Annotated in this window: 24 protein-coding genes and 1 tRNA gene; 13 read left to right on the top strand and 12 right to left on the bottom strand. The window is 66.9% G+C overall.

The window, feature by feature from the left end; genetic code table 11:
* Nucleotides 1-94: 94 nt before the first annotated feature.
* A complete protein-coding gene (locus KBW95_RS22855; RefSeq protein ID WP_211526689.1) occupies nt 95-874 on the bottom strand; it encodes an enoyl-CoA hydratase in 780 nt (259 codons plus the stop codon).
* A 149-nt stretch (nt 875-1,023) separates the two neighbouring features.
* On the opposite strand from KBW95_RS22855, the gene KBW95_RS22850 reads away from it, so the two are divergent.
* Nucleotides 1,024-2,241 (top strand): MFS transporter, encoded by a 1,218-nt coding sequence (locus tag KBW95_RS22850; RefSeq protein ID WP_211526690.1) that lies wholly within the window; start codon nt 1,024-1,026, stop codon nt 2,239-2,241.
* Nucleotides 2,242-2,269: 28 nt separating this feature from the next.
* Here KBW95_RS22850 and KBW95_RS22845 read toward each other — a convergent pair whose 3' ends face one another.
* The gene (locus KBW95_RS22845) at nt 2,270-3,475 is read right to left on the bottom strand and encodes a murein transglycosylase A (protein WP_373888843.1); all 1,206 of its coding nucleotides are present in this window, start codon (nt 3,473-3,475) and stop codon (nt 2,270-2,272) included.
* Here KBW95_RS22845 and KBW95_RS24890 point away from each other — a divergent pair.
* The gene (locus tag KBW95_RS24890; protein ID WP_373888844.1) at nt 3,384-3,656 is read left to right on the top strand and encodes a hypothetical protein; all 273 of its coding nucleotides are present in this window, start codon (nt 3,384-3,386) and stop codon (nt 3,654-3,656) included. The two genes, KBW95_RS22845 and KBW95_RS24890, sit on opposite strands and share 92 nt — an antisense overlap.
* Here KBW95_RS24890 and apaG read toward each other — a convergent pair whose 3' ends face one another.
* Complete coding sequence (apaG, locus tag KBW95_RS22840) at nt 3,657-4,031, bottom strand: Co2+/Mg2+ efflux protein ApaG (RefSeq protein ID WP_211526692.1); 375 nt, start codon at nt 4,029-4,031, stop codon at nt 3,657-3,659.
* Between the two features lie 155 nt (nt 4,032-4,186).
* On the opposite strand from apaG, the gene rpe reads away from it, so the two are divergent.
* The 7 genes from rpe (at nt 4,187) to trpC (ending at nt 10,469) form a co-directional block, all read left to right on the top strand.
* Entirely contained in the window at nt 4,187-4,858 is a 672-nt protein-coding gene (rpe, locus tag KBW95_RS22835; protein WP_036205697.1) for a ribulose-phosphate 3-epimerase, read from the top strand.
* A gap of 2 nt (nt 4,859-4,860) precedes the next feature.
* Nucleotides 4,861-5,559, top strand: a complete 699-nt coding sequence (locus KBW95_RS22830) for a phosphoglycolate phosphatase (protein WP_211529406.1) — start codon at nt 4,861-4,863, stop codon at nt 5,557-5,559.
* A gap of 194 nt (nt 5,560-5,753) precedes the next feature.
* Complete coding sequence (gene trpE / locus KBW95_RS22825; RefSeq protein WP_211529405.1) at nt 5,754-7,250, top strand: anthranilate synthase component I; 1,497 nt, start codon at nt 5,754-5,756, stop codon at nt 7,248-7,250.
* Nucleotide 7,251: 1 nt separating this feature from the next.
* The gene (locus KBW95_RS22820) at nt 7,252-7,815 is read left to right on the top strand and encodes an aminodeoxychorismate/anthranilate synthase component II (protein WP_211526695.1); all 564 of its coding nucleotides are present in this window, start codon (nt 7,252-7,254) and stop codon (nt 7,813-7,815) included.
* Nucleotides 7,816-7,983: 168 nt separating this feature from the next.
* Nucleotides 7,984-9,021 (top strand): anthranilate phosphoribosyltransferase, encoded by a 1,038-nt coding sequence (gene trpD, locus KBW95_RS22815; RefSeq protein ID WP_211526696.1) that lies wholly within the window; start codon nt 7,984-7,986, stop codon nt 9,019-9,021.
* On the top strand, nt 9,021-9,659 hold the full coding sequence (locus KBW95_RS22810; protein ID WP_211526697.1) for a LysE family translocator: 639 nt from the start codon (nt 9,021-9,023) through the stop codon (nt 9,657-9,659). The genes trpD and KBW95_RS22810 overlap by 1 nt, the downstream gene beginning before the upstream one ends.
* Nucleotides 9,660-9,668: 9 nt before the next feature.
* Nucleotides 9,669-10,469: an indole-3-glycerol phosphate synthase TrpC gene (gene trpC, locus KBW95_RS22805; protein ID WP_211526698.1), complete on the top strand. Its 801-nt coding sequence runs from the start codon at nt 9,669-9,671 to the stop codon at nt 10,467-10,469.
* A gap of 6 nt (nt 10,470-10,475) precedes the next feature.
* On the opposite strand, the gene KBW95_RS22800 is transcribed toward trpC, so the two are convergent.
* Both KBW95_RS22800 and KBW95_RS22795 read right to left on the bottom strand, forming a co-directional pair.
* Nucleotides 10,476-10,892, bottom strand: a complete 417-nt coding sequence (locus KBW95_RS22800; RefSeq protein ID WP_211526699.1) for a MerC domain-containing protein — start codon at nt 10,890-10,892, stop codon at nt 10,476-10,478.
* Between the two features lie 43 nt (nt 10,893-10,935).
* A complete protein-coding gene (locus KBW95_RS22795) occupies nt 10,936-13,008 on the bottom strand; it encodes a TonB-dependent receptor domain-containing protein (protein WP_211529404.1) in 2,073 nt (690 codons plus the stop codon).
* Nucleotides 13,009-13,135: 127 nt separating this feature from the next.
* Here KBW95_RS22795 and KBW95_RS22790 point away from each other — a divergent pair, with 127 nt between their 5' ends.
* Nucleotides 13,136-13,519: a Fur family transcriptional regulator gene (locus KBW95_RS22790; protein WP_211526701.1), complete on the top strand. Its 384-nt coding sequence runs from the start codon at nt 13,136-13,138 to the stop codon at nt 13,517-13,519.
* Between the two features lie 6 nt (nt 13,520-13,525).
* Here KBW95_RS22790 and KBW95_RS22785 read toward each other — a convergent pair whose 3' ends face one another.
* From KBW95_RS22785 to KBW95_RS22755, 7 genes are all read right to left on the bottom strand, one after another.
* Complete coding sequence (locus KBW95_RS22785) at nt 13,526-14,839, bottom strand: amidohydrolase (RefSeq protein WP_211526702.1); 1,314 nt, start codon at nt 14,837-14,839, stop codon at nt 13,526-13,528.
* Between the two features lie 27 nt (nt 14,840-14,866).
* On the bottom strand, nt 14,867-16,690 hold the full coding sequence (locus KBW95_RS22780) for a M61 family metallopeptidase (protein WP_211526703.1): 1,824 nt from the start codon (nt 16,688-16,690) through the stop codon (nt 14,867-14,869).
* A gap of 68 nt (nt 16,691-16,758) precedes the next feature.
* Entirely contained in the window at nt 16,759-17,334 is a 576-nt protein-coding gene (locus KBW95_RS22775; RefSeq protein ID WP_211526704.1) for an NTP transferase domain-containing protein, read from the bottom strand.
* Nucleotides 17,334-19,541, bottom strand: a complete 2,208-nt coding sequence (locus KBW95_RS22770) for a xanthine dehydrogenase family protein molybdopterin-binding subunit (RefSeq protein ID WP_211529403.1) — start codon at nt 19,539-19,541, stop codon at nt 17,334-17,336. Before KBW95_RS22770 ends, KBW95_RS22775 begins: the two co-directional genes overlap by 1 nt.
* Nucleotides 19,542-19,551: 10 nt before the next feature.
* Nucleotides 19,552-20,010 carry a (2Fe-2S)-binding protein gene (locus tag KBW95_RS22765; RefSeq protein WP_211526706.1) on the bottom strand — a complete coding sequence of 153 codons (459 nt, stop codon included), beginning with the start codon at nt 20,008-20,010 and terminating at the stop codon, nt 19,552-19,554.
* A 126-nt stretch (nt 20,011-20,136) separates the two neighbouring features.
* Nucleotides 20,137-20,862 carry a DsbC family protein gene (locus tag KBW95_RS22760; protein ID WP_211526707.1) on the bottom strand — a complete coding sequence of 242 codons (726 nt, stop codon included), beginning with the start codon at nt 20,860-20,862 and terminating at the stop codon, nt 20,137-20,139.
* Between the two features lie 9 nt (nt 20,863-20,871).
* Entirely contained in the window at nt 20,872-22,107 is a 1,236-nt protein-coding gene (locus KBW95_RS22755; protein ID WP_211526708.1) for an FAD-dependent monooxygenase, read from the bottom strand.
* A gap of 130 nt (nt 22,108-22,237) precedes the next feature.
* Between KBW95_RS22755 and KBW95_RS22750 the strand changes: the two genes are divergently transcribed.
* From KBW95_RS22750 to KBW95_RS22740, 3 genes are all read left to right on the top strand, one after another.
* Nucleotides 22,238-22,313, top strand: a tRNA-Phe gene (locus KBW95_RS22750).
* Between the two features lie 173 nt (nt 22,314-22,486).
* Complete coding sequence (locus KBW95_RS22745; protein WP_211529402.1) at nt 22,487-23,335, top strand: DMT family transporter; 849 nt, start codon at nt 22,487-22,489, stop codon at nt 23,333-23,335.
* A gap of 88 nt (nt 23,336-23,423) precedes the next feature.
* The coding region (locus tag KBW95_RS22740) for a DUF1059 domain-containing protein (RefSeq protein ID WP_211529401.1) at nt 23,424-23,693 on the top strand (270 nt) is incomplete at its 3' end.

Raw genomic sequence — 23,693 nt, 5'->3', positions numbered from 1 at the left:
CCCCCAATCAACCTTAACACGCCGGGGGGGCCCCCCCCCCCCCGCGGGCCCGGGCGCGGGGCCCCGGGGCTCACGCCCCACTAACTATAGACAGTCACAGACCTTCAAAGTTCGGCTTGCGCTTCTCAAGGAAGGCCGACATGCCCTCTTTCTGCGCCGGGGTGCCGAAGCCGGCGTGGAAGTAGCGGCGCTCATAGCGCACTGCTTCCGTCAGCGGCATCTGGTAAGCCTGGTTGACGCAATCCTTGATCTGCATCGCGACCGACACCGGCATATCCGCGATGCCCTGCGCCACCTTGAGCGCCTCTTCCATCACGCTCTCGGCCGGGTACACGCGCGACACCAGGCCGGTGCGCTCTGCTTCCGCGGCGTCGATCATCCGGGTGGTCAGCAGCAGGTCCATGGCCTTCGACTTGCCGATCGCGCGCGGCAGACGCTGGGTGCCGCCTGCGCCCGGGGTGACGCCGACCTTGATCTCCGGCTGGCCGAACTTGGCGCTGTCCGCGGCGATCAGGAAGTCGCACATCATGGCCAGCTCGCAGCCGCCGCCCAGGCAGTAGCCCGACACGACGCCGATCACCGGCTTGCGGATGTTCAGGATGTGTTCCCAGTTGCGGCCAATATAGTTACCCGGATAGGTATCCGCCGCATAGGTGTAATTCGCCATGGCCGCGATGTCCGCGCCGGCGGCGAAGACCTTCTCGCTGCCGGTCAGCACGATGACGTGCACGGCCGGGTCGGCGTCGAACTTGTACAGCGCGTCGCCCAGTTCGTTCATCATGTTGTCGTTCAGCGCATTCATCGCCTTCGGACGGTTCAGGCGGATCACGGCGACCTTGCCGTGCTGTTCGATCAGCAGATCTGCATATTCCATGTGACATCCCTTCAGTGGTTTAGACGGTTTGGCCGCGATTGTAACGTCTCGGATCGCGCCGAACACAGGTATGATTACTAATTCAGCAATATCTGTGTGAGAACACCATCAAGAACTGGCTGCAGAAGCGCATCGCCGCCGACTCGGTGATGCACAACCCCGACTTCCGCCGCTTCTGGTTCAGCAGCATCCTGGCCCATTTCGGCGCCCAGATCACGCTGCTGGCCCTGCCGATCTGCGCGGTCCTGATGCTGCACGCCAGCCCGGCCCAGATGGGCACCCTGGCCGCCTTCGAGTCCCTCCCCTTCCTGCTGTTCGGGCTTCCCTCCGGCGTCCTGCTGGACCGCAGCCGCCGCCTTCCCGTCATGATGTGCAGCGACCTGATGGTGGCGATCGCCCTTGCCAGCGTGCCCCTGGCCTGGTGGGTCGGCCTGCTCAGCATCCATTGGCTGTACGCGGTCGGCTTCGTGATCGGCGCCGGCCATGTGGTGGGCGGCAGCGCCGAGCAGGTCTTCCTCACCTTCCTGGTCGGACGCGAGGGCCTGGTCGACGCCCAGGCCAAGTTCGCTTCCACCGAATCCGCGGCGCGCGTGGTCGGCCCGGGCATGGCGGGCGGCCTGGTGCAGCTGATGGGCGCGCCGCTCGCCATCTTGTGCAATGTGGCCGGCTTCGTGGTGTCGCTGCTGAACCTGCGCCGCATCCGGGCGCGCGAACCGCAACCGCCGCCTTCGCAGGCGCATCCGCTGCGCGACATCCAGGAAGGCCTGGCTTTCGTCTGGAACCAGCCGCTATTGCGCACCCTGGCGTGGGTGTCGGCCTGCTGGCACCTGCTCTTTTATGGCTACACAGCGCTGCACGTGCTGTTCGCCACTCGCGTGCTCGGGATGACGCCAGGAACCATGGGACTGGCGAACATGCTCGGCGGCGCCGGGGTGCTGGCGGCCTCGCTGCTGGTCAAGCCCTTGTCGCGGCGCTTCGGCACCGGCGGCGGCATCCTGATCGGGCTGTGCGTGTCGGCGCTCGGCTTCGCCCTGGTGCCGGCCATCCCCGCGGGTCCGGGCGGCGACGCGGGATGGACCGTCGCGGCCTACGCGATCGTGGTGTTCTGGATCGACTGCGGCGCCACCTTGTTCTTCGTCCCCTACATCGCACTGCGCCAGCGCGTGACGCCGGACGCGGTACTCGGCCGCATGGTGGCCACCATGCGCGCGCTGACCGTGGCCGCCGCGCCGCTGGGCGCGCTGCTTGCCGGCGCCCTGGGCCAAGGCTTCGGCGTGCGCGAAGGCCTGGGCTGCATCGCCGCGGGCGCCATCGTCCTGGCTGCTGCCACGGTGTACGGCACCAGCCTGCGCAGCGTGAAAGAGTAAAGCCTTCGGCGTGGCCAGGTTCGCTGATTCAGCGCGCAGCCTGGGCCGGCGCGGCTTTCGGCAGCAGCACCCACAGCTGGCCGGGCTGCTTCATCAGGCCCGCGTTCTCGACCGCTTCCGGCCCGAAGCCGTAGAAGAAGTCGGCGCGCGCCGCGCCGCGGATCGCCCCGCCCGTGTCCTGGCCCATCACCAGGCGCTGCAGCGGCGCGCCGTCTTTCGGGAAGGTGGTCGACAGGTAGATCGGCGCGCCCAGCGGCAGGATGGTTCTGTCGATGGCGACCGAGCGTCCCGGCGTCAAGGGGACATTGAGCGAGCCGCGCGGGCCCACGTTCGGGTCCGTCACCTTCTCCTCGCGGAAGAAGATATAGCTGGGATTGACGTTGAACAGCTCCTGACGGCGCTCGGGATTGGCGGCCAGCCAGGCGCGGATCGACTGGGCCGAGACCTGGTCGGCGGTCATGATGCCCTGCTCGACGAACCAGCGGCCGATGGCTTTGTAGGGATGGCCGTTCTGGTCGCCATAGGCGACGCGCACGGTTTCGCCGGTATCCAGCTGCACGCGGCCCGAGCCCTGCACTTCCAGGAAGAAGGCCTCGACCGGATCGTTCACCCACAGCAGTTCCTTGCCCGCCAGCGGCGCACGCACGATCTCGGCGCGGCTGCTGTAGGGCACTACGGTCTTGCCCTGCAGGCGGCCGCGCAGGCGCCGCCCCTTGAGGTCCGGGTAGACGCTGCCCAGGTCGATGGTCAGCAGGTCGTCCGGCACGCGGTAGAGCGGGGTCTGGTACTCGCCCCCGCGCTTGCGGGCGCCGTAGAGCATGGCTTCGTAATAGCCGGTGATCAGGCCGACGTCGGCGCCATCCGGGTTGCGCACCATGTTCGGCACAAAATTCGCCTCGAAATAGCTGCGGATGGCGGCGCCGTCCTGGGCGTCGACCGTGCGCGCGGCCGCGCAGGGAGCGGCCCAGTCGGCACGCGACGCCAGCACCCGGCAGGACTGCATGAAGGCCGGCCAGGCCTGGCGCAGGTCATCCTGCTGCCAGCCGGGCAGCGCACTGAAGTCGACCGGGGTCATGGGCGGCGCGGGGGGCGGAGGCTGCACGGGTGGCACCACGACGGGGCCCAGCGGCGGCGGCATCCTGATGTCCGGCTGGCCCGGCGGCGGGCTTGGCACGGGCGGCTGCGGAGGCTGCGGCGGGGCCGGCGGCTGCGGCGTGGTCGAACAGGCGCTCAGGAAGGCGACGAGAGCAAGCGAAGCGGGTACACTGCGGCGTGTCGAAAGCATAAGGACCGATATGTGGATCTTGATGGTGGAAGCCGGCGTGGCGCTGTTCCTGCTTGTATTTATCGTCTGGTGGACGATGTTCGCCGGCAGGAAGGATGTCGACCGCGACAACGATAAAACGGACTCCTGATCAGTGCAAGGTGCGCGGCAGCGAGAGCAGGAACTCGGGAATCGTGACCTCGAAGCGGTGGCCGTCCTCGGCCACGCAGAAGTATTCGCCGCCCATCGAGCCCTGCGGCGTGGCGATCTGCGTACCGCTCGAGTAGTCGAACTGTTCGCCCGGCTGCAGCAGCGGCTGGTGGCCGACCACGCCGAGTCCCCGTACTTCCTGAACTTTATTGTTGGCATCGGTGATCACCCAGTGACGTGAGATCAGCTGCGCGGCGATGTCGCCCGTGTTCTTGATCGTGATCGCGTAGGCGAACACGAAATGGTCCTTGTCCGGGTTGGACTGGTCTTCCAGGTACTGCGTTCGGACGGTGACGGCGAAATCGTAGACAGGCATGGGTTTTCCTTGCGTAATTCTGTTTGCCCTACAGGGCGGCGCTGTGTGGCGCAAACGACAATCATACCCCCTGCCGCCGATTCAGGTCGCCTGCGCGCTGCGCCTTGCCGTGGTGCAGCGTAAAATAGCGGCTTCCCTTTACCAGCATTGCCATCATGACCACCTATCGCATCGCTCCCAGCATCCTGTCCGCCGATTTCGCCCGCCTGGGCGAGGAAGTGCGCAATGTCGTCGCCGCCGGCGCCGACATCATCCACTTCGACGTGATGGACAACCACTACGTTCCGAACCTGACCATCGGCCCGCTGGTATGCCAGGCGATCCGTCCGCACGTGCAGGTGCCGATCGACGTGCACCTGATGGTCAAGCCGGTCGACCGCATCATCCCGGACTTCGCCAAGGCCGGCGCCGACATCATCACCTTCCACCCGGAAGCATCGGAACACATCGACCGCACCCTGCAGCTGATCCGCGACAACGGCTGCAAGGCCGGCCTGGTGTTCAATCCGCACACTCCGTTGCACTACCTGGAGCACGTGATGGACAAGATCGACATGATCCTGATCATGTCGGTCAACCCGGGCTTCGGCGGCCAGTCCTTCATCCCGCAGGCGCTGAAGAAGATCGCGATGGCGCGCCGCATGATCGACGAATCCGGCCGCGACATCATGCTGGAGGTGGATGGCGGCATCAAGGCCGACAACATCGCCGAAGCCGCCGCCGCGGGCGCCGACACCTTCGTCGCCGGCTCGGCCATCTTCGGCAAGCCGGACTACAAGGCCGTGATCGACGCCATGCGCGGCGAGCTGGCCAAGGTCGGTAAATAAGGATGCGCGCCGGCGCAGCGGCGATCAAGGCCGCCATCATCGACCTGGACGGCACCATGCTCGACACGGTGCCCGATTTCGAGGCGGCCCTGAATGGCATGCGTCTAGAGCTCGGCCTGGGTCCCATCACCCAGGCCATCATCAAGCCCATGGTGGGCAAGGGTTCCGAGAAGCTGGTGCGCGACGCGCTGCTGCTCGACTGGGACGCGGAACGCGTGGATGCGGCGCATCCTGACGCGATGGCCGCCTACCAGCGCCACTACCTGGCCATCAACGGCGACCGCAGCACCCTGTTCGACGGCGTGACCGAAGGCCTGGAAGCGATGCGCGCCGCCGGCCTGCGCCTGGTCTGCGTGACCAACAAGCCGGTCGCCTTCACCCTGCCGCTGCTCAGCCAGAAGGGATTGGCGCCGTACTTCGAGCAGGTATTCGGCGGCGATTCCTTCGCCAAAAAGAAGCCGGACCCGATGCCGATGCTGGGCGCCTGCGCCGCGCTGGACCTGCCGCCGTCGAGCGTCGTGGCCATCGGCGACTCGTCCAACGACGCGGAAAGCGCGCGCGCCGCGGGCTGCTATGTGCTCACCGTGCCATATGGTTATAACCACGGACGGCCTATACAAGAAATTAATTCTGATGGTATAGTGAGTTCGCTGCTGGATGCGGCAACTTTGATCATCGCGCACAATCGCACCGTCAACTGAACTTATCTATACATGTTCTTCACCAAAAAACACACTGTCAACCAGACCGGCGCCCTTGAGGCCTGGCTGTGGCGACGCTGGCAATCCTGGGCTAACTGAACCCGTTTTGATTGCTGCCGGCTGCATTCGTCCACCGGCAGGTTTTTTGAAGTGAACCACCGCCCTCTTCCCTCACGGGCGGCCTGGAGAAGAACATGACCGAACTCGAATTCAAATCGCTGGCCAACCAGGGCTACAACCGCATTCCGCTCATCGCCGAAGCCTTCGCCGATCTCGAGACCCCACTCACGCTCTACCTCAAGCTGGCCCAGTCCCAGCAGACCGGCAAGAACACCTTCCTGCTCGAGTCGGTCGTCGGCGGCGAGCGTTTCGGCCGCTTCTCCTTCATCGGCCTGCCGGCCCACACCCTGGTGCGCACCAGCGGCAAGCGCACCGAGGTGGTCAAGCGCGGCGAAGTGATCGAGACCTTCGATGGCAATCCGCTCGACTTCATCGAGCAGTACCAGGGCCGCTTCAAGGTGGCGCTGCGCCCCGGCCTGCCGCGCTTCTGCGGCGGCCTGGCCGGCTACTTCGGCTACGACACCGTGCGCCACATCGAGCGCAAGCTGGCCGACAGCTGCCCGCCGGATGAACTGGGCCTGCCGGACATCCAGCTGATGCTGACCGAAGAACTGGCGGTGATCGACAACCTGTCGGGCAAGCTCTACCTGATCGTCTACGCCGACCCGTCGCAGCCGGAAGCCTATGCCAAGGCGCGCCAGCGCCTGAAGGACCTGCGCATGATGCTGCGCCGGAGCGTGGATGCGCCGGTGACGTCCAGCTCGGTGCGCACCGAAGCCGTGCGCGACTTCAGCAAGGAAGACTACCTGAAGGCGGTGGCCCGCGCCCACGAATACGTGATGGCCGGCGACCTGATGCAGGTGCAGATCGGCCAGCGCATCCGCAAGCCCTACGTGGACTCGCCGCTGTCGCTGTACCGCTCGCTGCGTTCGCTGAACCCGTCGCCCTACATGTACTACTATAACTTCGGCGACATGCAGATCGTCGGCGCCTCGCCGGAGATCCTGGTGCGCAACGAAGCCTTGCCGGAGGGAGGCAAAAAGGTCACTTTGCGCCCGATCGCGGGAACGCGTCCGCGCGGCTCGACGCCCGAGCGCGACGCCGAGCTGGCGGACGAGCTGCTGTCCGATCCGAAGGAAGTCGCCGAGCACGTGATGCTGATCGACCTGGCGCGCAACGACATCGGCCGCATCGCCCAGACCGGCAGCGTCAAGGTCACCGACCGCATGGTGATCGAGAAGTATTCGCACGTGCAGCACATCGTCTCCAACGTGGAGGGCGTGCTGAAGGACGGCATGTCCAACCTCGACGTGCTGCGCGCCACCTTCCCGGCCGGCACCCTGACCGGCGCGCCGAAAGTGCGCGCGATGGAAGTGATCGACGAGCTCGAGCCAGTGAAGCGCGGCATCTACGGCGGCGCCTGCGGCTACCTGTCCTTTGGCGGCGAGATGGACGTCGCGATCGCGATCCGCACCGGCGTGATCAAGGACGGCAACCTCTACGTGCAGGCCGCGGCCGGCATCGTGGCCGACTCCATTCCCGAGATGGAATGGCAGGAAACCGAGAACAAGGCGCGCGCCGTGCTGCGTGCGGCCGAGCAGGTGCAAGACGGCCTGGATGGGGAGTTCTGACATGCTTTTGATGATCGATAACTACGACTCGTTCACCTACAACATCGTCCAGTATTTCGGCGAGCTGGGCGAAGAGGTGGTCACCGTGCGCAACGACGAGATCACGCTGGAGCAGATCGAAGCGATGCGGCCCGAGCGCATCTGCATCTCGCCGGGACCGAAGGCGCCCAAGGATGCCGGGCTGTCGCTGGACATCCTGCGCGAGTTCAAGGGCAAGCTGCCGATCCTGGGCGTGTGCCTGGGACACCAGGCGATCGGCGAAGCGTTCGGCGGCAAGGTGATCCGCGCCAAGCAGGTCATGCACGGCAAGACCTCGCTGATCGCGCATACCGGCGAAGGTGTGTTCAAGGATCTGCCGACGCCATTTACGGTGATCCGCTACCACTCGCTGGCTATCGAGCGCTCCTCGCTGCCGGATTGCCTGGAAGTGACGGCGTGGACCGACGACGGCGAGATCATGGGTGTGCGGCACAAGGAGTTCGACATCGAAGGGGTGCAGTTCCATCCCGAGTCGATCCTGTCCGAGCATGGCCATACGCTGCTCAAGAATTTCCTGACGCGCTGATTCGAGCCACCAGCCCCTGAACCGTCGTTCCGGCGAAGGCCGGAACCCAAGTCCGCCGCGCACCACCTGCTTCGAGCGCAGTCGCTACGCACGCAAACTTGGATCCCGGCCTTCGCCGGGATGACGGAGTAACGCAGACGTTCACTCTTAGAGAATACTGGACCCGCCATGCCGATCACCCCACAAGAAGCCCTGCTGCGCTGCATCGAACACCGCGAGATCTTCCACGACGAGATGCTGCACCTGTTCCGCCAGATTATGTCCGGCGAAATGTCCCCCACCATGATCGCCGCCCTGACCATGGGCCTGCGCGTGAAGAAGGAAACCATCGGCGAGATCACCGCCGCCGCCCAGGTGATGCGCGAATTCTCGACCAAGGTGCCGATGGCCGACACCACCAACCTGCTCGACATCGTCGGCACCGGCGGCGACGGCGCCAACACCTTCAATATTTCCAGCGCCTCGATGTTCGTGGCCGCCGCCGCCGGCGCGCGCATCGCCAAGCACGGCGGGCGCAGCGTATCCTCGTCCTCGGGCAGCGCCGACGTGATCGAGGCCCTGGGGGCCCACATCGACCTGAAGCCCGAACAGATCGCCCAGTCGATCGCCCAGACGGGCATCGGCTTCATGTTCGCGCCCAACCACCACGCCGCCATGAAGTTCGCCGCGCCGGTGCGCCGCGAGATGGGCGTGCGCACCATCTTCAACATCCTGGGCCCGCTGACCAACCCGGCCGGCGCGCCCAATATCCTGATGGGCGTGTTCCACCCCGACCTGGTCGGCATCCAGGTGCGCGTGCTGCAGCGCCTCGGCGCCCAGCATGCGATGGTGGTCTGGGGCCGCGACAACATGGACGAAGTTTCGCTCGGCGCCGGCACCCTGGTCGGCGAGCTGATCGACGGCGAGATCCGCGAGTACGAAATCCACCCGGAAGACTACGGCATGCAGATGATCTCCAGCCGCAACCTGAAGGTGGCCGACAAGAACGAATCGAAGACCCGCGTGCTCGAAGCCCTGCGCGGCGAACCGGGCCCGGCGACCGACATCGTGGCCCTAAACGCCGGCACCGCGCTGTATGCTGCCGGCGTCACGCCTTCCATCGAGGAAGGCCTGGCCAAGGCGCGCGAGGCCATCTCGTCCGGCGCGGCGCTGGCCAAGCTCGACCAGTTCGTCGGCGTCACCCGCCAGCTCGGCGGGGTGGCCTGATGTTCGGCATCCAGGACCTGGGCGTCTTCATCGCCGCCGGCCTGATGCTCAACCTGATGCCGGGCCCGGATTCGCTGCTCATCATGACCCGCAGCGCCACCCAGGGCTGGCGCGCCGGTTCGGCCGCGGCGCTGGGCATCGGCGCCGGCACCTTCGTGCACATCTTCGCCGCCGCCCTGGGCCTGTCGGCCGTACTCGCGACCTCGGCCACCGCCTTCACCGTGGTCAAGCTGGTGGGCGCCGCCTACATCCTCTACATGGCCTTCGGCCTGTTGCGCAGCAAGCCGCGCGACGCGGCGGCGGAAGCGGCCCCGGACTTGCCTGTGCTGCCCTACCGGAAGATCTTCGCGCAGGGCTTCCTGACGAATGTCCTGAACCCGAAGGTGGCCCTGTTCTTCCTGGCCTTCGTGCCCCAGTTCATCGGGGCCGATGCGCCGAACAAGGCGCTGGCCTTCATTGTCCTGGGCTGCATCTTCAACATCAACGGCACGCTCTATTGCCACCTGCTGGCCGTGTTCACCGCCCAGGCCAGCGCGCGCCTCAAGCCGCCCGCCGCCGTCACCCTGTGGCTCAACCGCGCCACAGGCGGCCTGTTCGTCTGGCTCGGCGTCAAGCTGGCGCTCTCGAAGCAACACTAAAGGTTTTCCATGTCCGACATCCTGAACAAGATCCTGGCCGTCAAGGCCGACGAAGTGGCGGCCGCCAAGAAGCAGCGCGACCTGTATAGCCTGCGCAGCGAGGTCGAGAGCGACCAGGAAGCGCGCCGCGCACTGCGTGGCTTCGAGCACAGCCTGCGCGCGAAAATCGCCGCCGGCCAGGCCGGCGTGATCGCCGAGGTCAAGAAAGCGTCGCCGTCCAAAGGCGTGCTGCGTCCGGACTTCCAGCCCGCCGCGATCGCACAGAGCTATGCCGAACACGGCGCGGCCTGCCTGTCGGTGCTGACCGACGCGCAGTTCTTCCAGGGTTCGCCCGACTACCTGCGCCAGGCGCGCGCCGCCTGCGCCCTGCCGGTGCTGCGCAAGGACTTCATGGTCGACCTCTACCAGGTGTACGAGGCGCGCGCCATGGGCGCCGATGCGATCCTGCTGATCGTCTCGGCTCTCGACCATGGCCTGATGGCCGAACTCGAAGCCTGCGCGCTCGAGCTGGGCATGGACGTGCTGGTCGAAGTGCACGACGGCGAGGAACTGGACGCGGCCCTGAAGCTGCGCACGCCGCTGGTGGGCATCAACAACCGCAACCTGCGCACTTTTGACGTCACGCTCGACACCACCCTGGGCCTGCTCGACCGCATCCCGCAAGACCGCCTGGTGGTGACCGAATCGGGCATCCTGGGACCGGACGACGTGGCACGCATGCGCGCGGCGAACGTCCATGCCTTCCTGGTCGGCGAAGCCTTCATGCGCGCCGAGAACCCGGGACGCGAGCTGCAGCGCCTGTTCGAATAGTGTGGTTCAGCCGGCGCCGTGCGCCGGCTTCGCGTGCGCACTCGATGCGCAGCGGGTGCAGAAGCGCCGGTTGCGGATGTGGGCCGTCAGCAGCAGCACGCCGCTCAGCACCGCACCTGCCGCTTCGGCCATTTCGCCATAAACCGGGCTGAGGATGAAGACGGCGCCCAGGAAGCTGCCCAGGCCCAGGAAGCCCAGCACCAGGACCGCCGGGTCGCGGTGGCGCAAATAGCCGGGCAGCAGCGACAGCAGGACCGGGACGCTGACCGCGGCCAGGATGCTGTTGTGGAAGCTGTCGTGTTCGTGCGCCAGTCCCAGCATGGGGAAGGCCGCCATCAGCAGCGGCATCGCGAGGCAATGCACCAGGCAGAGGGCCGATGCCGTCATCCCGGCGTAGTCGCCGAACTTGATCAAGCTTTTCATTTCCCTCTCCTGGTTGTCGAACACGTTGGCGCGCTTGAGCCGATCAGAAGATCAGGCGCAGGCCCGCGGTCAGGTTGCGGCCGGTGAGAGGCGCCACTTCCTTGATGAAGGAAGTGTGGCTGAGCGCCAGCTCATCGGTCACGTTGTTGATGCGGGCATAGAGCTGGGCCGGCACGCCGCCGATGCGCGTGGTGTAGTGGGTGCCCAGGTTCAGCATGTTGTAGCCCGGCGTCGCGGTCTCGAAGTCGGCCACCTTGTCCTGCCGGCTCACGCGGTAGAACTCGACCAGACCGTGCCAGCGCTTCCACTCGCCGTCGAGCTTCACGCCGACGCGGTGCGCCGGAATGCGCGGCAGGTTGCCGGCGCCGCCGTCGAACTTGGCGCGCACGTAGTCGCCGAACACGGTGGCGCTGAGCAGCGGCGAGAACTTGTGGCGCAGTTCCCCTTCCAGGCCGGTGAAGGTGGCGTCGCGCTGGGCGTACTCGACCAGCTGGAAGCCCTCGACATCGTCCAGCGTGTGGGCGTAGATGTAGTTCTTGACGCGGTTGCGGAAGGCGCTCACCGACCAGGTGGTGTCGCCCTCGAACTTGCGGAAGGTGAGGTCGAGATTGTTCGAGGTTTCCTTTTTCAGGTCCTGGTTGCCGAGCTCGAAGGTGCTGGTGGCCAGGTGCACGCCGTCCGCGTACAGCTCTTCGGCGGTGGGCAGGCGGTGGCTGCGCGACAGCGAGCTGCGCAGCGAATAATCCTTGCCCAGCTTCCAGACGGCGCCGACCGAGACCGAGGTGCCCTTGGATTCGTGGTCGCGCAGGGCGCCGGCGACGTCGATGTCCTGCCATTCGTGGCGCGCGGCGGCTTCGAAGCGCCAGGCGTCCAGCTTGTATTCCTCGGTCACGAATACCGCATGCTTCTTGGTGACGCTGGACGGCACATAGGCTTCGTCGCCAAGCGCGCTGAAGTCTCGCTTGCTGGTCTGGGCGCCGGCCACGCCGCGCCAGCCTGCCAGCGGCGCATGCACGGCTTCGACGCGCAGGTCGCGGCCCTTGTTCAGGAAGGAAGTCGCGACCTGGCCCTCTTCCAGCTCGTCGTGCTGGTAGTCGGTGAGCGAGGCGCGCATGCGGATCTTGTCGATGCCGGCCACCGGGTTGCGGTATTCGCCGCGGATGTCCCAGCGGTCGCTGTTCATGCGCACGACCGGGACTTCCTCGCTGCCGTGTTCGTGCTCGTGCTCGTGGTCCTTTTCGCCTTCCTCTTCATGGCTGCCGCAGTGCAGCTGGGCGCCGTGCGGGTGGCAGCTCTCGAATTCGTGGCCGTGGCCGGGAATGCCGTATTCGGTGCGTTCCTTGGTGAAGGCCGCGCCCAGGTAGCCGTGTGCGCCGATCCAGGACAGGCCGACGGTGCCGGACTCGGTGTTCTTGAAGCTGCCGCCCACGCGTTTGCCTTCGGCCCAGCCGCTGCCGACGCGGTAGGGGTCGGCGTCGCGCTTGACGCCTTCGGCGTGCACGGCGATGTTGCCGGCGCCGCTGGTCACTTCAAATGCGCCGGTACGCTCGTGCGCGGCGGAATTGCCGCGCAATTCCATGCTGCCCTCGACCGCCTTGGACGGCATCTCGGTCGGGATCTTGCGGTCCAGGATGTTCACCACGCCGCCCACCGCGCCGCCGCCATAGGCCAGGGCCGAGGGGCCGCGCAGCACTTCGATGCGCTCGGCCAGGACCGGTTCGAAGGCGATCGCGTGGTCGGGGCTGATGGTGGAGGCGTCCTGCACTTCCGCGCCGTCCGACAGGATCTTCACGCGCGGGCCGTCCATGCCGCGGATCACCGGGCGGCTGGCGCCGGCGCCGAAGTGGCTGGAGGTGATGCCCGGCTGGTTGGCCAGGGTCTCGCCCAGCGTCGATTCGCGCGCGCGCACCAGTTCGGCGCCGCCAAGCGCGTTGACCGGGGTGATCATGTCGTCGCTCACCACGCCCAGCGCGCTGGCCGACACCACCACGGTCGGGATGCTGTCCGGATCCTTGGAATGCAAACGATCCTGGGCCGACTGGGCCTGGGCCGCCAGCGGGAAGGCCAGCATGAGGGCGAGCGTGAGCGGGGTGCGTTTGCATGTACGGACAGACATGAGCTATTCCTTTGATGATGTAGAATAATGATAAGTCATTATCATTAGCGGCTAATGATAAGGCATTATCATTAAGAGCTCAAGTCTTTACTGGTCCGTGCGCACTCCTTCAGGTATTCTTCGCGTTATGCAACGCAATACACGTCAAAAAACCGCCATCCTGCATGCGATCGAGCATGCGCGCCGTCCGCTCTCTCCTCAGGAAGTCCTTGCCGAGGCCAGCCGCGACGTGAGCCAGCTGGGCATGGCGACCGTGTACCGCAACCTGAAGTCCCTGGTCGACGATGGCGCGCTGAAGGTGGTGACCCTGCCGGGCGAAAGCGCGCGCTACGAATCGACGACGGCGGCCGACCACCACCACCATCACTTCCAGTGCACCCAGTGCCAGCGCGTGTTCGACGTGCACGCCTGCCCCGGCGACATCGAGCACATGGCGCCGAAAGGCTTCAGCGTCGAGCGCCATGAACTGACGCTCTACGGCCGCTGCGCCGACTGCCTGAAGGCCGGCTGACCCTTCTTATTTGCCGAGCACGTTCAGCACCGCCAGGCTCATGGCCTGGGCGGCGGTCTTGATCGAGGGTTCCGGCACCGGCGCGTAGAACGGCGAGTGGTTGAAGGCGATCGGCTTGCCGCCCGGGCGCTCCGCCTCCGCCACTGTCTTCGGATCGTAGACGCCGGTGAAGAAGAACATCGAGGGCACGCCCTCGTTCACGAACATCGAAAAGTCCTCGCTGGCCGTCATGGCCGGCATGCGCTGCGCGTTGGCGGCGCCGAAGGCGTCCTTGAACACGGCTTCGGTCCGGTTCACCAGATCCGTGCTGTTGACGATGGCCGCGCCGCCTCCGCCCACCTGCACGTCGGGCGCCGGGGCGCCGGCCATCGCGGCGGAAGCATTGGCGATGCGGCGCACGCCTTCCAGCAGCTTGGCGCGCACCTGCGGGCTGTAGGAGCGGATGGTGCCGCGCACCTGCACGCTGTCGGGGATGATGTTGCCCACCGTGCCGCCCTGGATCGCGCCGATGGTCACGACGCCGAATTCCTTGGGGTCCTTCTCGCGGCTGACCACGGTCTGCACGTCCACCACGAAGCGCGCGGCGATGGCGATCGGGTCGATGGTCTTGTCCGGCGCCGAGCCGTGGCCGCCGCGGCCCTTGAACACGATCTCGAGCGCGTCCGAGTTGGACGAGACCGGGCCGTCGTTGAAGCCCACGGTGCCGTGCGCCAGCGGCCAGGAATGCAGGGCGAAGGCGTAGTCGGGCTTGGGGAAGCGCTTGAACAGGCCGTCGTCCAGCATCGCCCTGGCGCCGGAGACGATCTCCTCGGCCGGCTGGCCGATGAACACCAGGGTGCCCTTCCATTGCGATTTCAGCTCCACCAGGGTGCGCGCCGCGCCCAGCCAGCTCGCCATGTGGATGTCGTGGCCGCAGCTGTGGGTGACGAAGCTTTCGCGGCCGCCGCTCACCGCCTTGGCGCGGCTCGCATACGGCAGGCCGGTCTTCTCTTCCATCGGCAGGCCGTCCATGTCGGTGCGCACCAGGACCGTCGGGCCCTTGCCGTTGCGCAGGACCGCGACCACGCCAGTCTTGCCCACCTTTTCGGTCACCTCGAAGCCGAGGGCGCGCATCTCGGCGGCCAGCTTGCCTGAGGTGCGCACTTCCTGGAAGGCGATCTCCGGATGGGCGTGCAAGTCCTTGTAGACCGTGTCGAGCCAGGGGTACATGGCGTTGACGCGGGCGGCGACCTCGCCCTTGAGCGGGGCGGCCTGCTGGGCCTGGGCCGGCAGGATGGACAAGGCGAGGATGGCGGCGGCGGCGATGCGGGTCGGGGTCAAGTCAGCCTCTGGTCGTGAAGTGGAGGATTACACTGCGCTGGGGCGCTTGATGGCGGCCGCGGACTTCTTGCCGGCCACCGCCTGCGCCAGGCTGATGCCCGGCACGCGGTCGCCCTGCAGGGTGAGCTCGAAGCTCATCAGTTCGTCGCGGCGGAAAGCGTGCACGGTCACCTTGTCGCCCACCCGGTAGCGGGAAAGCAGCGCATCGACGTTAGGCGGATTGCCGCTCACGCGCAGGCCATCGATGGCGATCACGACGTCCAGCGCCGACAGGCCGGCCTGGTGGGCGGGTCCGCCCTCGTGCACCTGGGTCAGCTTGGCGCCCAGCGGATCGCGGCCGATGCCGGCGTCCAGCGAAGGCTTGCCGTTCTTGCGCTCGTCCACCAGCTTGACGCCCAGCGGCGCATACAGCTTGGCCAGCGGCAGGTCCTCGAGTCCGCGCACGTAGCGCTCGAACATGCTCTTCAGTTTCAGGCCGCTGGCCTCGTCGAACAGCGCCTCGACTTCCGCTTCGGTCACGCCGCGGCCCACGGACGGGTAGAAATCGCGGCCGTAGCGTTCCCACAGGGCCAGCATCACGTCGTCCAGCGACTTGGCGCCATTGGTCTTGGCGCGGATGGTCAGGTCGAAGGCCAGTGCGATTAGCGAACCCTTGGTGTAGTAGCTGATGATGGCGTTGGCCGAGTTCTCGTCCTGGCGGTAGTACTTGCTCCAGGCGTCGAAGCTCGATTCGGCCACGCTCTGCTTGGTGCGGCCGCTGCCGCGCAGCACGCCGCCGATGGTCTTGGCCAGCAGCTTGAAATAGGTCGCCTCGCCGATGATCCCGCTGCGCACCAGCATCAGGTCGTCGTAGTAGCTGGTGAAGCCTTCGAACAGCCACAGGAGCGGGGTGTAGTTCTCGACCTGCAGGTCGTAGGGCGCGAACACCGCCGGCTTGATGCGCTTGACGTTCCAGGTATGGAAGTATTCATGGCTGCACAGGCCCAGGAAGCGCAGGTAGCCCTCGTTCGGCTCGGCGCTTTTGGGCGTGGCGGTGCTGGGCAGGTCGGCGCGCGCGCAGATCAGCGCGGTCGAGGCGCGGTGCTCCAGGCCGCCGTAGCCGTCGCCCACCGCCATGGTCATGAACACGTAGCGCTCCATCGGCGCCTTCTTCGATTTCGGCTCGAAGAAGGCGATCTGGGTTTCGCAGATGGCCTTCAGGTCGGCCTGCAGGCGCGCCATGTCCAGGTTGGGCACGCGGCCGGTGATCACGATGTCGTGCGGGATGCCGTGCGCCTTGAAGGTGGCCAGCTCGAAGTCGCCCATCTCGACCGGATGGTCGATCAGCTCGTCGTAGTTGGCCGCCACATAGGTGCCGAAGCCGTAGCGCTTGGCGCCCAGCTCGCGCATCGCGGTGGCCACGCGCCAGGTCCTGGCCGCCGGGTCGGCGGGGCGCTGGATGTCGGCCACGTGCGGCGTCTCTTCCTGGCCCACCGCGCGCAGGAACACGCTGGTGCCGTTGAAGAAGCCATGGGTCTGGTCGAGGTGGGCGGCGCGCACCGACAGGTCCCAGGCGTAGACCTCGTAGTGCACGCTCAAGGGGCCGGCGGACGGCGCGGCGCGCCAGCTATGCTTGTCCAGCTTGGTGAGCGCCACCGCCACGCCGCCGGCTTCGGCGCGGATGCGCACGATGTTGCGGGCGAATTCGCGGATCATGTAGCTGCCCGGGATCCAGGCCGGCAGCGCGAACACCTGCCCTTCCGGATCGGGGGCCGCGACCGTGAGGGTCACGTTGAACAGGTGGCCGGCCAGGTCCTTGGGGACGATGGTGTACTGGATTGCGGGCTGCTTTTTCTGGGATGTTTTTTTCATGATGGAGAATGCTCTCGCGCCGATGTTTTACCTAGTGTAATCGGATTCCCATGCATACAGCAAAACCGTCAGGACGCCAGGTCGGCCGGACTGTCGATATCACGCAGGATGCCCGGATCGCTCACCGCCACCTCGGTGACGGGGTGGAACGCCAGCAGGCGGCGCGCGCCCTGGTCGCCGCTGGACGCCAGCAGCGCGTCGAGATGCAGGGCGCCGAAGGCCACCGGATTGCCGCGCCGGCCCTCGAACACGGGCGCCGCGATACCCGCGCCTTCGTCGAGCGCACGGCGCAGGGCTTGCAGGGTCGATTCCCGGACAAAGGGCATGTCGCCCAGCGCCACCAGCCAGCCGCCGGCCGGCAGGGAATGGCGGATGGCGTGGGCCAGCGAGCGGCCCATGCCGCTGTCGGCATCGGGACAGGCCGTGACTTCGCAGCCGAGCGCGCGCAGCGCATCGGCCACGCCGCCATCGTCCGGCGGCACGACCGCGATCACGCGAGGAAAGACGGAAAGCAGGCGGCGCGCGCTGGCGGCGACGACCAGTTCGCCGCCGGGCAGGCGCTGCAGCAGCTTGTTGCGGACGCCGCCCGGGTCGAAGCGGCGCCCCCGGCCGGCGGCAAGCAGGATGCCGGCCCACTCACCCATCAGGCGGCCGTGAGGTCGAAAGGCAGCTTGCGCAGGCGCTTGCCGGTCAGGCGGAACACGGCATTGGCCAGCGCCGGCGCCAGCGGCGGCAGGCCGGGTTCGCCCAGGCCGGTCGGCGGGTCGTTCGAGGGCACGATGTGCACGTCGACCTGCGGCATGTCGCTGAGGCGCGCCACCGCGTAGTCGCCGAAGTTCTGCTGCTCGACCACGCCGTCCTTGAGCGTGATGGCGGCGTTCGGCAGGGTCATGCCCAGGCCCATCAGGGCCGCGCCCTCCACCTGCGCCGCGATCGACAGCGGATTCACCGGCTGGTTGCAGTGCACGCCGGCGGTGACCTTGTGCAGCCTGGGCGCGCCGTTGGCGATCGAGGCCTCGACCACGTAGGCGACCACGGTGTTGAAGGACTCGTGCACCGCCACGCCCCAGGCGCGGCCTTTCGGCAGGGTCTTCTTGCCGTAGCCGGACTTGGCGACCGCCAGGTCGAGCGCGGCCAGGTGGCGCACGTGCTTCTCGCCCATCAGCTTCTTGCGGTAGGCCACCGGGTCCATCTTCGCCAGGTGGGCCGCCTCGTCGATCAGCGTCTCCATCACGAAGGCGGTGTGGGTCGAGCCCACCGAGCGCCACCACAGCACCGGCACGTTGGCCTTCACCGCGTGCACGGTAAGCTGCATCGGCACCGCATAGGGTTCGCCCATGCCTTCGATCGTGGTGCCGTCCACGCCGTTCTTGATCATCATCGGCGCGAACAGGGTGCCGTCCATGATCGACTGGCCGACGATCTTGTGGTCCCAGGCCAGGATCTCGCCCTTGGCGTCCAGGCCGATCTCCGCGCGGTGCACATAGGCCGGGCGGTAGTAGCCGGCCTTGATGTCGTCTTCGCGGCTCCACACCAGCTTGACCGGCTCCGCATGGCCCTTCGCGCGCCATTCTTTGGCCACGCGCACGGTGTCGCCGATCCAGTCCGAGTTCGGCACCGCGCGCCGGCCGAAGCCGCCGCCCGCCGTCATGGTGTTGATCGTCACCTGTTCCGGCTTGATGCCCAGGATCTTGGCGGCGACCTCCTGGTCCACGGTCTGGAACTGGGTGCCGGCCCAGATGGTGCAGGCATCGCCCTTGAGCTCGACCACGCAGTTGAGCGGCTCCATCGGCGCGTGCGCCAGGTAGGGGAATTCGTAGATGGCCGAGATGCGCTGGGCGCTGGCGGCCAGCTTCGATACGTCGGCCTGGCGCGCCACGGCGCCGCCCTCGGCCTTGGCCAGGGCAAGGTACTCGGCCAGCTGCTTGTCGGAGCTGAGCTTCTCGACCGCCGAGTCGTCCCAGTCGACCTTCAGCGCGTCGCGGCCCTGCTTGGCGGGCCAGTAGCCCTCGGCCACCACGGCCACGCCGCGCGCGCCGCGGTCCAGGTCCACTTCGAACACGTCGATCACGCCCTTGACGGCGCGCGCCGCGGCCGCGTCCACGCGCGCCACCTTGGCGCCGAACACCGGCGGACGCGCCACCAGCACGGTCCTGGCGTTGGCCGGCTTGAAGTCGATGCCGAACTGCTGCTTGCCGGTGGATTTGGCACGCGCGTCGATGCGGCGGGTCGGCTTGCCGATGTAGCGGAACTGTTTCGGTTCCTTGAGCGTAACGGTGGCCGGCACCGGCTGCTTCATCGCCGCCTCGGCCAGCGCGCCGTAGCTGGCCTTCTGGCCGGCCGGGCCGATCACCATGCCCTTCTCGGTGCGCAGCTGGGCCGGCGCCACCTTCCACTGCTCGGCGGCTGCCGCCACCAGCATGGCGCGGGCGCGGGCGCCGATCTCGCGGTACTGGATGTAGGAACGGCTGATCGAGCCGGAGCCGCCGGTGATCTGGATGCCGAAAGCCGGGTCTTTATAGACCTCGCCGGCCGGGGCCAGCTCGCCGCGCATCTGCGACCAGTCGGCGTCCATCTCCTCGGCGATCAGCATCGGCAGCGAGGTCTGCACGCCCTGGCCGAATTCGAGGCGGTTGACGATCACGGTGATGGTGTTGTCCGGCGCCACGCGCAGGAAGGCGTTCGGGGCGTAGACCTTGGCCGGGTCGGCGGCCTGGGCGAACTTGTTCGAGCCGGGCAGGAAGAAGCCCAGCACCAGGCCGCCGGTGGCGGCAGCGCCGGCCTTCAGGAAGCCGCGGCGGGACGTGACTGCTTGCGGGAGCGCCTCCCGGTTGATCCATTCGATGCGCATGGCGGCCTCCTCAGGCGATCGTCTTGGCCGCGTCCTTGATGGCCGCGCGGATGCGTTGGTAGGTGCCGCAGCGGCAGATGTTGCCGCTCATGGCGTTGTCGATGTCGGCGTCGCTGGGGCGCTTGTTGGTGCGCAGCAGCGCGGTGGCGCTCATCACCTGCCCGCTCTGGCAGTAGCCGCACTGCGGCACGTCGTGCTTGACCCAGGCGTCCTGCACCGCCTTGCCGACCTTGTCGTTCTCCATCGCTTCGATGGTGGTGATCTTCTGGCCGGTGGCGGCCGAGATCGGGGTGATGCAGGAACGGATCGGCGCGCCGTTCAGGTGCACGGTGCAGGCGCCGCACAGGGCGGCGCCGCAGCCGAACTTGGTGCCGGTCATGTTCAGGTTGTCGCGCAGCGCCCAGAGGATGGGCGTGGAGGGATCGGCGTCGACCTGCAGGTCGCGCCCGTTGATGTTCAAGGTGACCATGTACTGCTCCCTGTTTTGGTGTTGCGGTTTTGACGGCTTATGGACGGTTACGGCACTCAAAAACCATCGCCCCGGCAGAGCCTGGGGCGACGTTCATGCGTTAATTGTGTACGGCATGGGAACTGCTTATTTCTCTTCCAGCGACGACAGCTTCGATTCCAGCGCCTTCAGGTCGACCGCGCCCGGAATGCGGGTGCCGTCGGTGAAGAAGATCGCGGGGGTACCCGTGATCTTCAGCTTCTGTCCCAGGGCGACGATCTTGTCGTTCGGGGTCTCGCAGGCGGCCGGGGCGGCCGGCGGGACCTTGCCGTTGATCATCCAGTCATCCCAGGCCTTGACGCGGTTCGGCGCGCACCAGATGTTCTTCGACTTCACGAACGAATCCTCGGACAGGATGTTGTACATGAAGGTGTAGATGGTGACGTTGTCGAGCTCCTTGAGCGTGGTCTGGCGCAGGCGCTTGCAGTAGCCGCAGTTCGGGTCCTCGAACACGGCGATCACGCGCTTGCCGTTGCCCTTGACCTGCTTCATCGCCATTTCCAGCGGCAGCTCGTTGAACTTGATCTTGTTGATGTCGTCGATGCGCTCGCGCGTCAGGTTGCGCGAGGACTTGGCGTCGTAGACATGGCCGATGAATAGGTACTCGCCCTTCTTATCGGTGTACAGGATGTCGCCCGCCACCCGCACTTCGTACAGGCCGGCGTAGGGCGTTTCCTTGACCGCTTCGATCTTGGCGCCGCCCAGGCGCGGCTCGAGCGCCTTCTTGATATTGGCCTCGACCGTGTTCTGCGCATCGACGCAGGATGCCATCAGCCCCGTCGCCAGCAGGACGGCGAGCTTGGTTTTCAACATGTTCGTTCCTTAGAGTGTGGACTTGCCCATGGCGTGCGCCATCAGGCGTCGCTTTACCGATGGCAATTTATCGAGCAAGTTTAATCCGAAATTGCGCACCACGCGCAGGGGTTCAAGATTGGCGCCGAACAAACGTTCGAGCCCGTCGGTCGCGATCTGCATCAGCAGCACGTCTTCCTTGCGCTTGCGGGCGTAGCGCGCCAGCACCCGTTCGTCGGCGATGCCGCGGCGGTCCTCGCGCTCCTTGATGGCGTCGAGCAGGTCGACCAGGTCGGCGAAGCCCAGGTTCATGCCGTGGCCTGCCAGCGGGTGCACGGCGTGGGCCGCGTCCCCGACCAGGGCCACGCGCGGGGCGGTGATGGCGTGCGGGCGCACCAGCGCCAGCGGCACCGCCTTGACGTCCTCCGGCTGCAGGGGGCGCAGGGCGCCCAGCTTGTCCTCGGCGTATTCGGCCAGGCGGATCGCCAGCTCGCCGAGCGATTCGTCCATCAAGGTCTCGGCCAGGGTCTCGGGCGCCGACCAGACCAGCGACACGCGCTTGCCCGGCAGCGGCAGCAGCGCGATGATGCCGTCGGCGCAGGTGAACCACTGGTAGGCCACGCCATGGTGCGGCTTGTCGCAGGCGAAATTGGTGACGATGGCGCGCTGGTGGTACATGCGGTAGTCGACGCCGATGTCGCACTGCCCGCGCACCCAGGATTCGCGTCCGTCCGCCCCGACCACCAGTTCGCAGTCGATCTTGCGGCCGTCTTCCAGGCGCACCCCGGCGCCCAGTTCGCCGCAGCTCAGGTCGACGGCGCAGCCGCTGACCACGTGCACGTTGTGGGAAAACTTGATCGCCGCATCCAGCGCCTGGTTCAGGTTGCTGTCCTCGACGATCCAGGCCAGGGTGCCGACGTGGGCGCCGAAGGCGTCGAAGCCCAGGTTGCCGCCCTGCTCGCCGTCGCCGCGGATATCCATCGCGTCCACCGCCTGCACCCGCGCCAGGTCGAGCGCGCCCCAGACCTTCAGCGAGGCCAGCAGGCTGTGCGCCGTGTGGTTGAGCGCGTAAACACGCACGTCCCAGGGCTTGTCGGCGGCCGAGGAGACGCCGGCCGCCGTTTCCGGCGCAGGGCGCGCGGGCGGGACCAGCAGGGTCACGCTGTGCCCGGCCTGGGCGAAGCCGAGGGCGGCGGTCTTGGCGATGGCGCCGTTGCCGACGATGCAGACGTCGGTCTTGAAGGTAGTGGTGATGGACGTGGTCATGAAGACATTATAACGAGATGGCAAGGGTGCGCCGGACTGCTGCGCGACCGCTTTTATCAGACAAGCATGCATTTCGGCATGCCGGGGGCTTGCGAAGCTGAAAATCCCTGGCTATAATCATGCCTCTCTTGGCCTGGTAGCTCAGTTGGTAGAGCAGAGGATTGAAAATCCTTGTGTCGGTGGTTCGATTCCGCCCCGGGCCACCAAGAATTCAAGAAACGCCGATCCTCCCAGGTCGGCGTTTTTGCTTTCCAGCACCTCTCCCCTTTTCGGTTCCCAATGCAATGCCCGCGAATCGGCGGCAATCTTGCGCATATAGCAATAGCTAACTGCAACATGTAGGATAGCCCTTCATCTGTTGCTCTCGGGAGATCGTTCCATGCCGTATGCGCGCATCGTGGTCCTGACGATCCTGGCGCTGGTCGCATTCGCAGGAAATTCCCTGCTTTGCCGGGCCGCGCTGTCCCGCACCCACATCGATGCCGCCAGCTTCACGAGCGTGCGCCTGCTCTCGGGCGCGCTCGTGCTATGGGTGCTGGTATGGCTGCGCGGCGGCGCCCGGGCCGGCAGGGGCAACTGGCTGTCCGCGCTGGCGCTGTTCGCCTATGCGGCCGGCCTTTCCTTCGCCTACCTCCAGCTGTCCGCCGCAGCCGGCGCCCTGATCCTGTTTGGCGCGGTCCAGACCACGATGATCGCCCACGGTCTCCGGTCGGGCGAGCGCCTGCGCGGCGCCCGGCTCGCGGGTCTGCTGCTGGCCAGCGCCGGCCTGGCCGGACTGCTGCTGCCCGGCTTGTCCGCACCGCCATTGACGGGCGCCCTGCTCATGCTGGGCGCCGGCGCCGCCTGGGGCGTGTATTCGGTGCGCGGCAAGGGCACGGGTGACCCTCTCCAGGTCACGGCGGGAAACTTCCTGCGTTCCGTCCCGATGGCGCTTGGCTTGAGTTTGCTGCTGCTGCGCGGCGCCGCCTTCGACCCGGCCGGGAGCTGGTACGCCTTCCTGTCCGGCGCCCTCACCTCCGGCGTCGGTTACGCCATCTGGTATGCGGCCTTGCCTTCCCTGAGATCGACGACCGCAGCCGCGGTGCAACTGAGCGTTCCCGTGCTTGCAGGGTTGGGTGGCGTTGTCTTGCTGGACGAGCCTGTTACGCTGCGGCTGCTGGCCGCATCGGTCGCGATCCTGGGCGGCATTGCGCTGGTGGTCCTGGCCGGCCAGCGCGGCCAGGCCTGAGCCATGTTTGCCGGTGCACGCGGCGCCGTTTGCCTATACTGAAAATAGCGGGGACCGTCCCCGCTCTTGTCCAGTGAAGGAGTCGATCATGACGCGCAAATTCATCGATTGCCGGGAATTCCCGAGCGATATGGGGTGCACGGTCGCCATCGCGGCCGACAGCGAAGAAGAGCTGTTACAGGCCGCGGTGGAACACGCGGTGTCGGTGCATCATCACAGCGATTCGCCGGAACTGCGCCAGCAGCTGCGGCAGCTGTTCAAGGACGGCACGCCGCCCGAGCATCCGCCGATGCCCGGCCAGGCGGGCGGCGCCCGCGCCCGCCCCCCCCCCCCCCCGGGGGGGGTGGGGGGGGGGGGG

This window comes from Massilia sp. ZL223, from assembly GCF_018119395.1.
In the GTDB taxonomy this organism is placed as follows: Bacteria; Pseudomonadota; Gammaproteobacteria; order Burkholderiales; family Burkholderiaceae_D; genus Telluria.
Note: the sequence above shows the minus strand (reverse complement) of the source record. Positions and strands in the feature narration are given on the sequence as shown.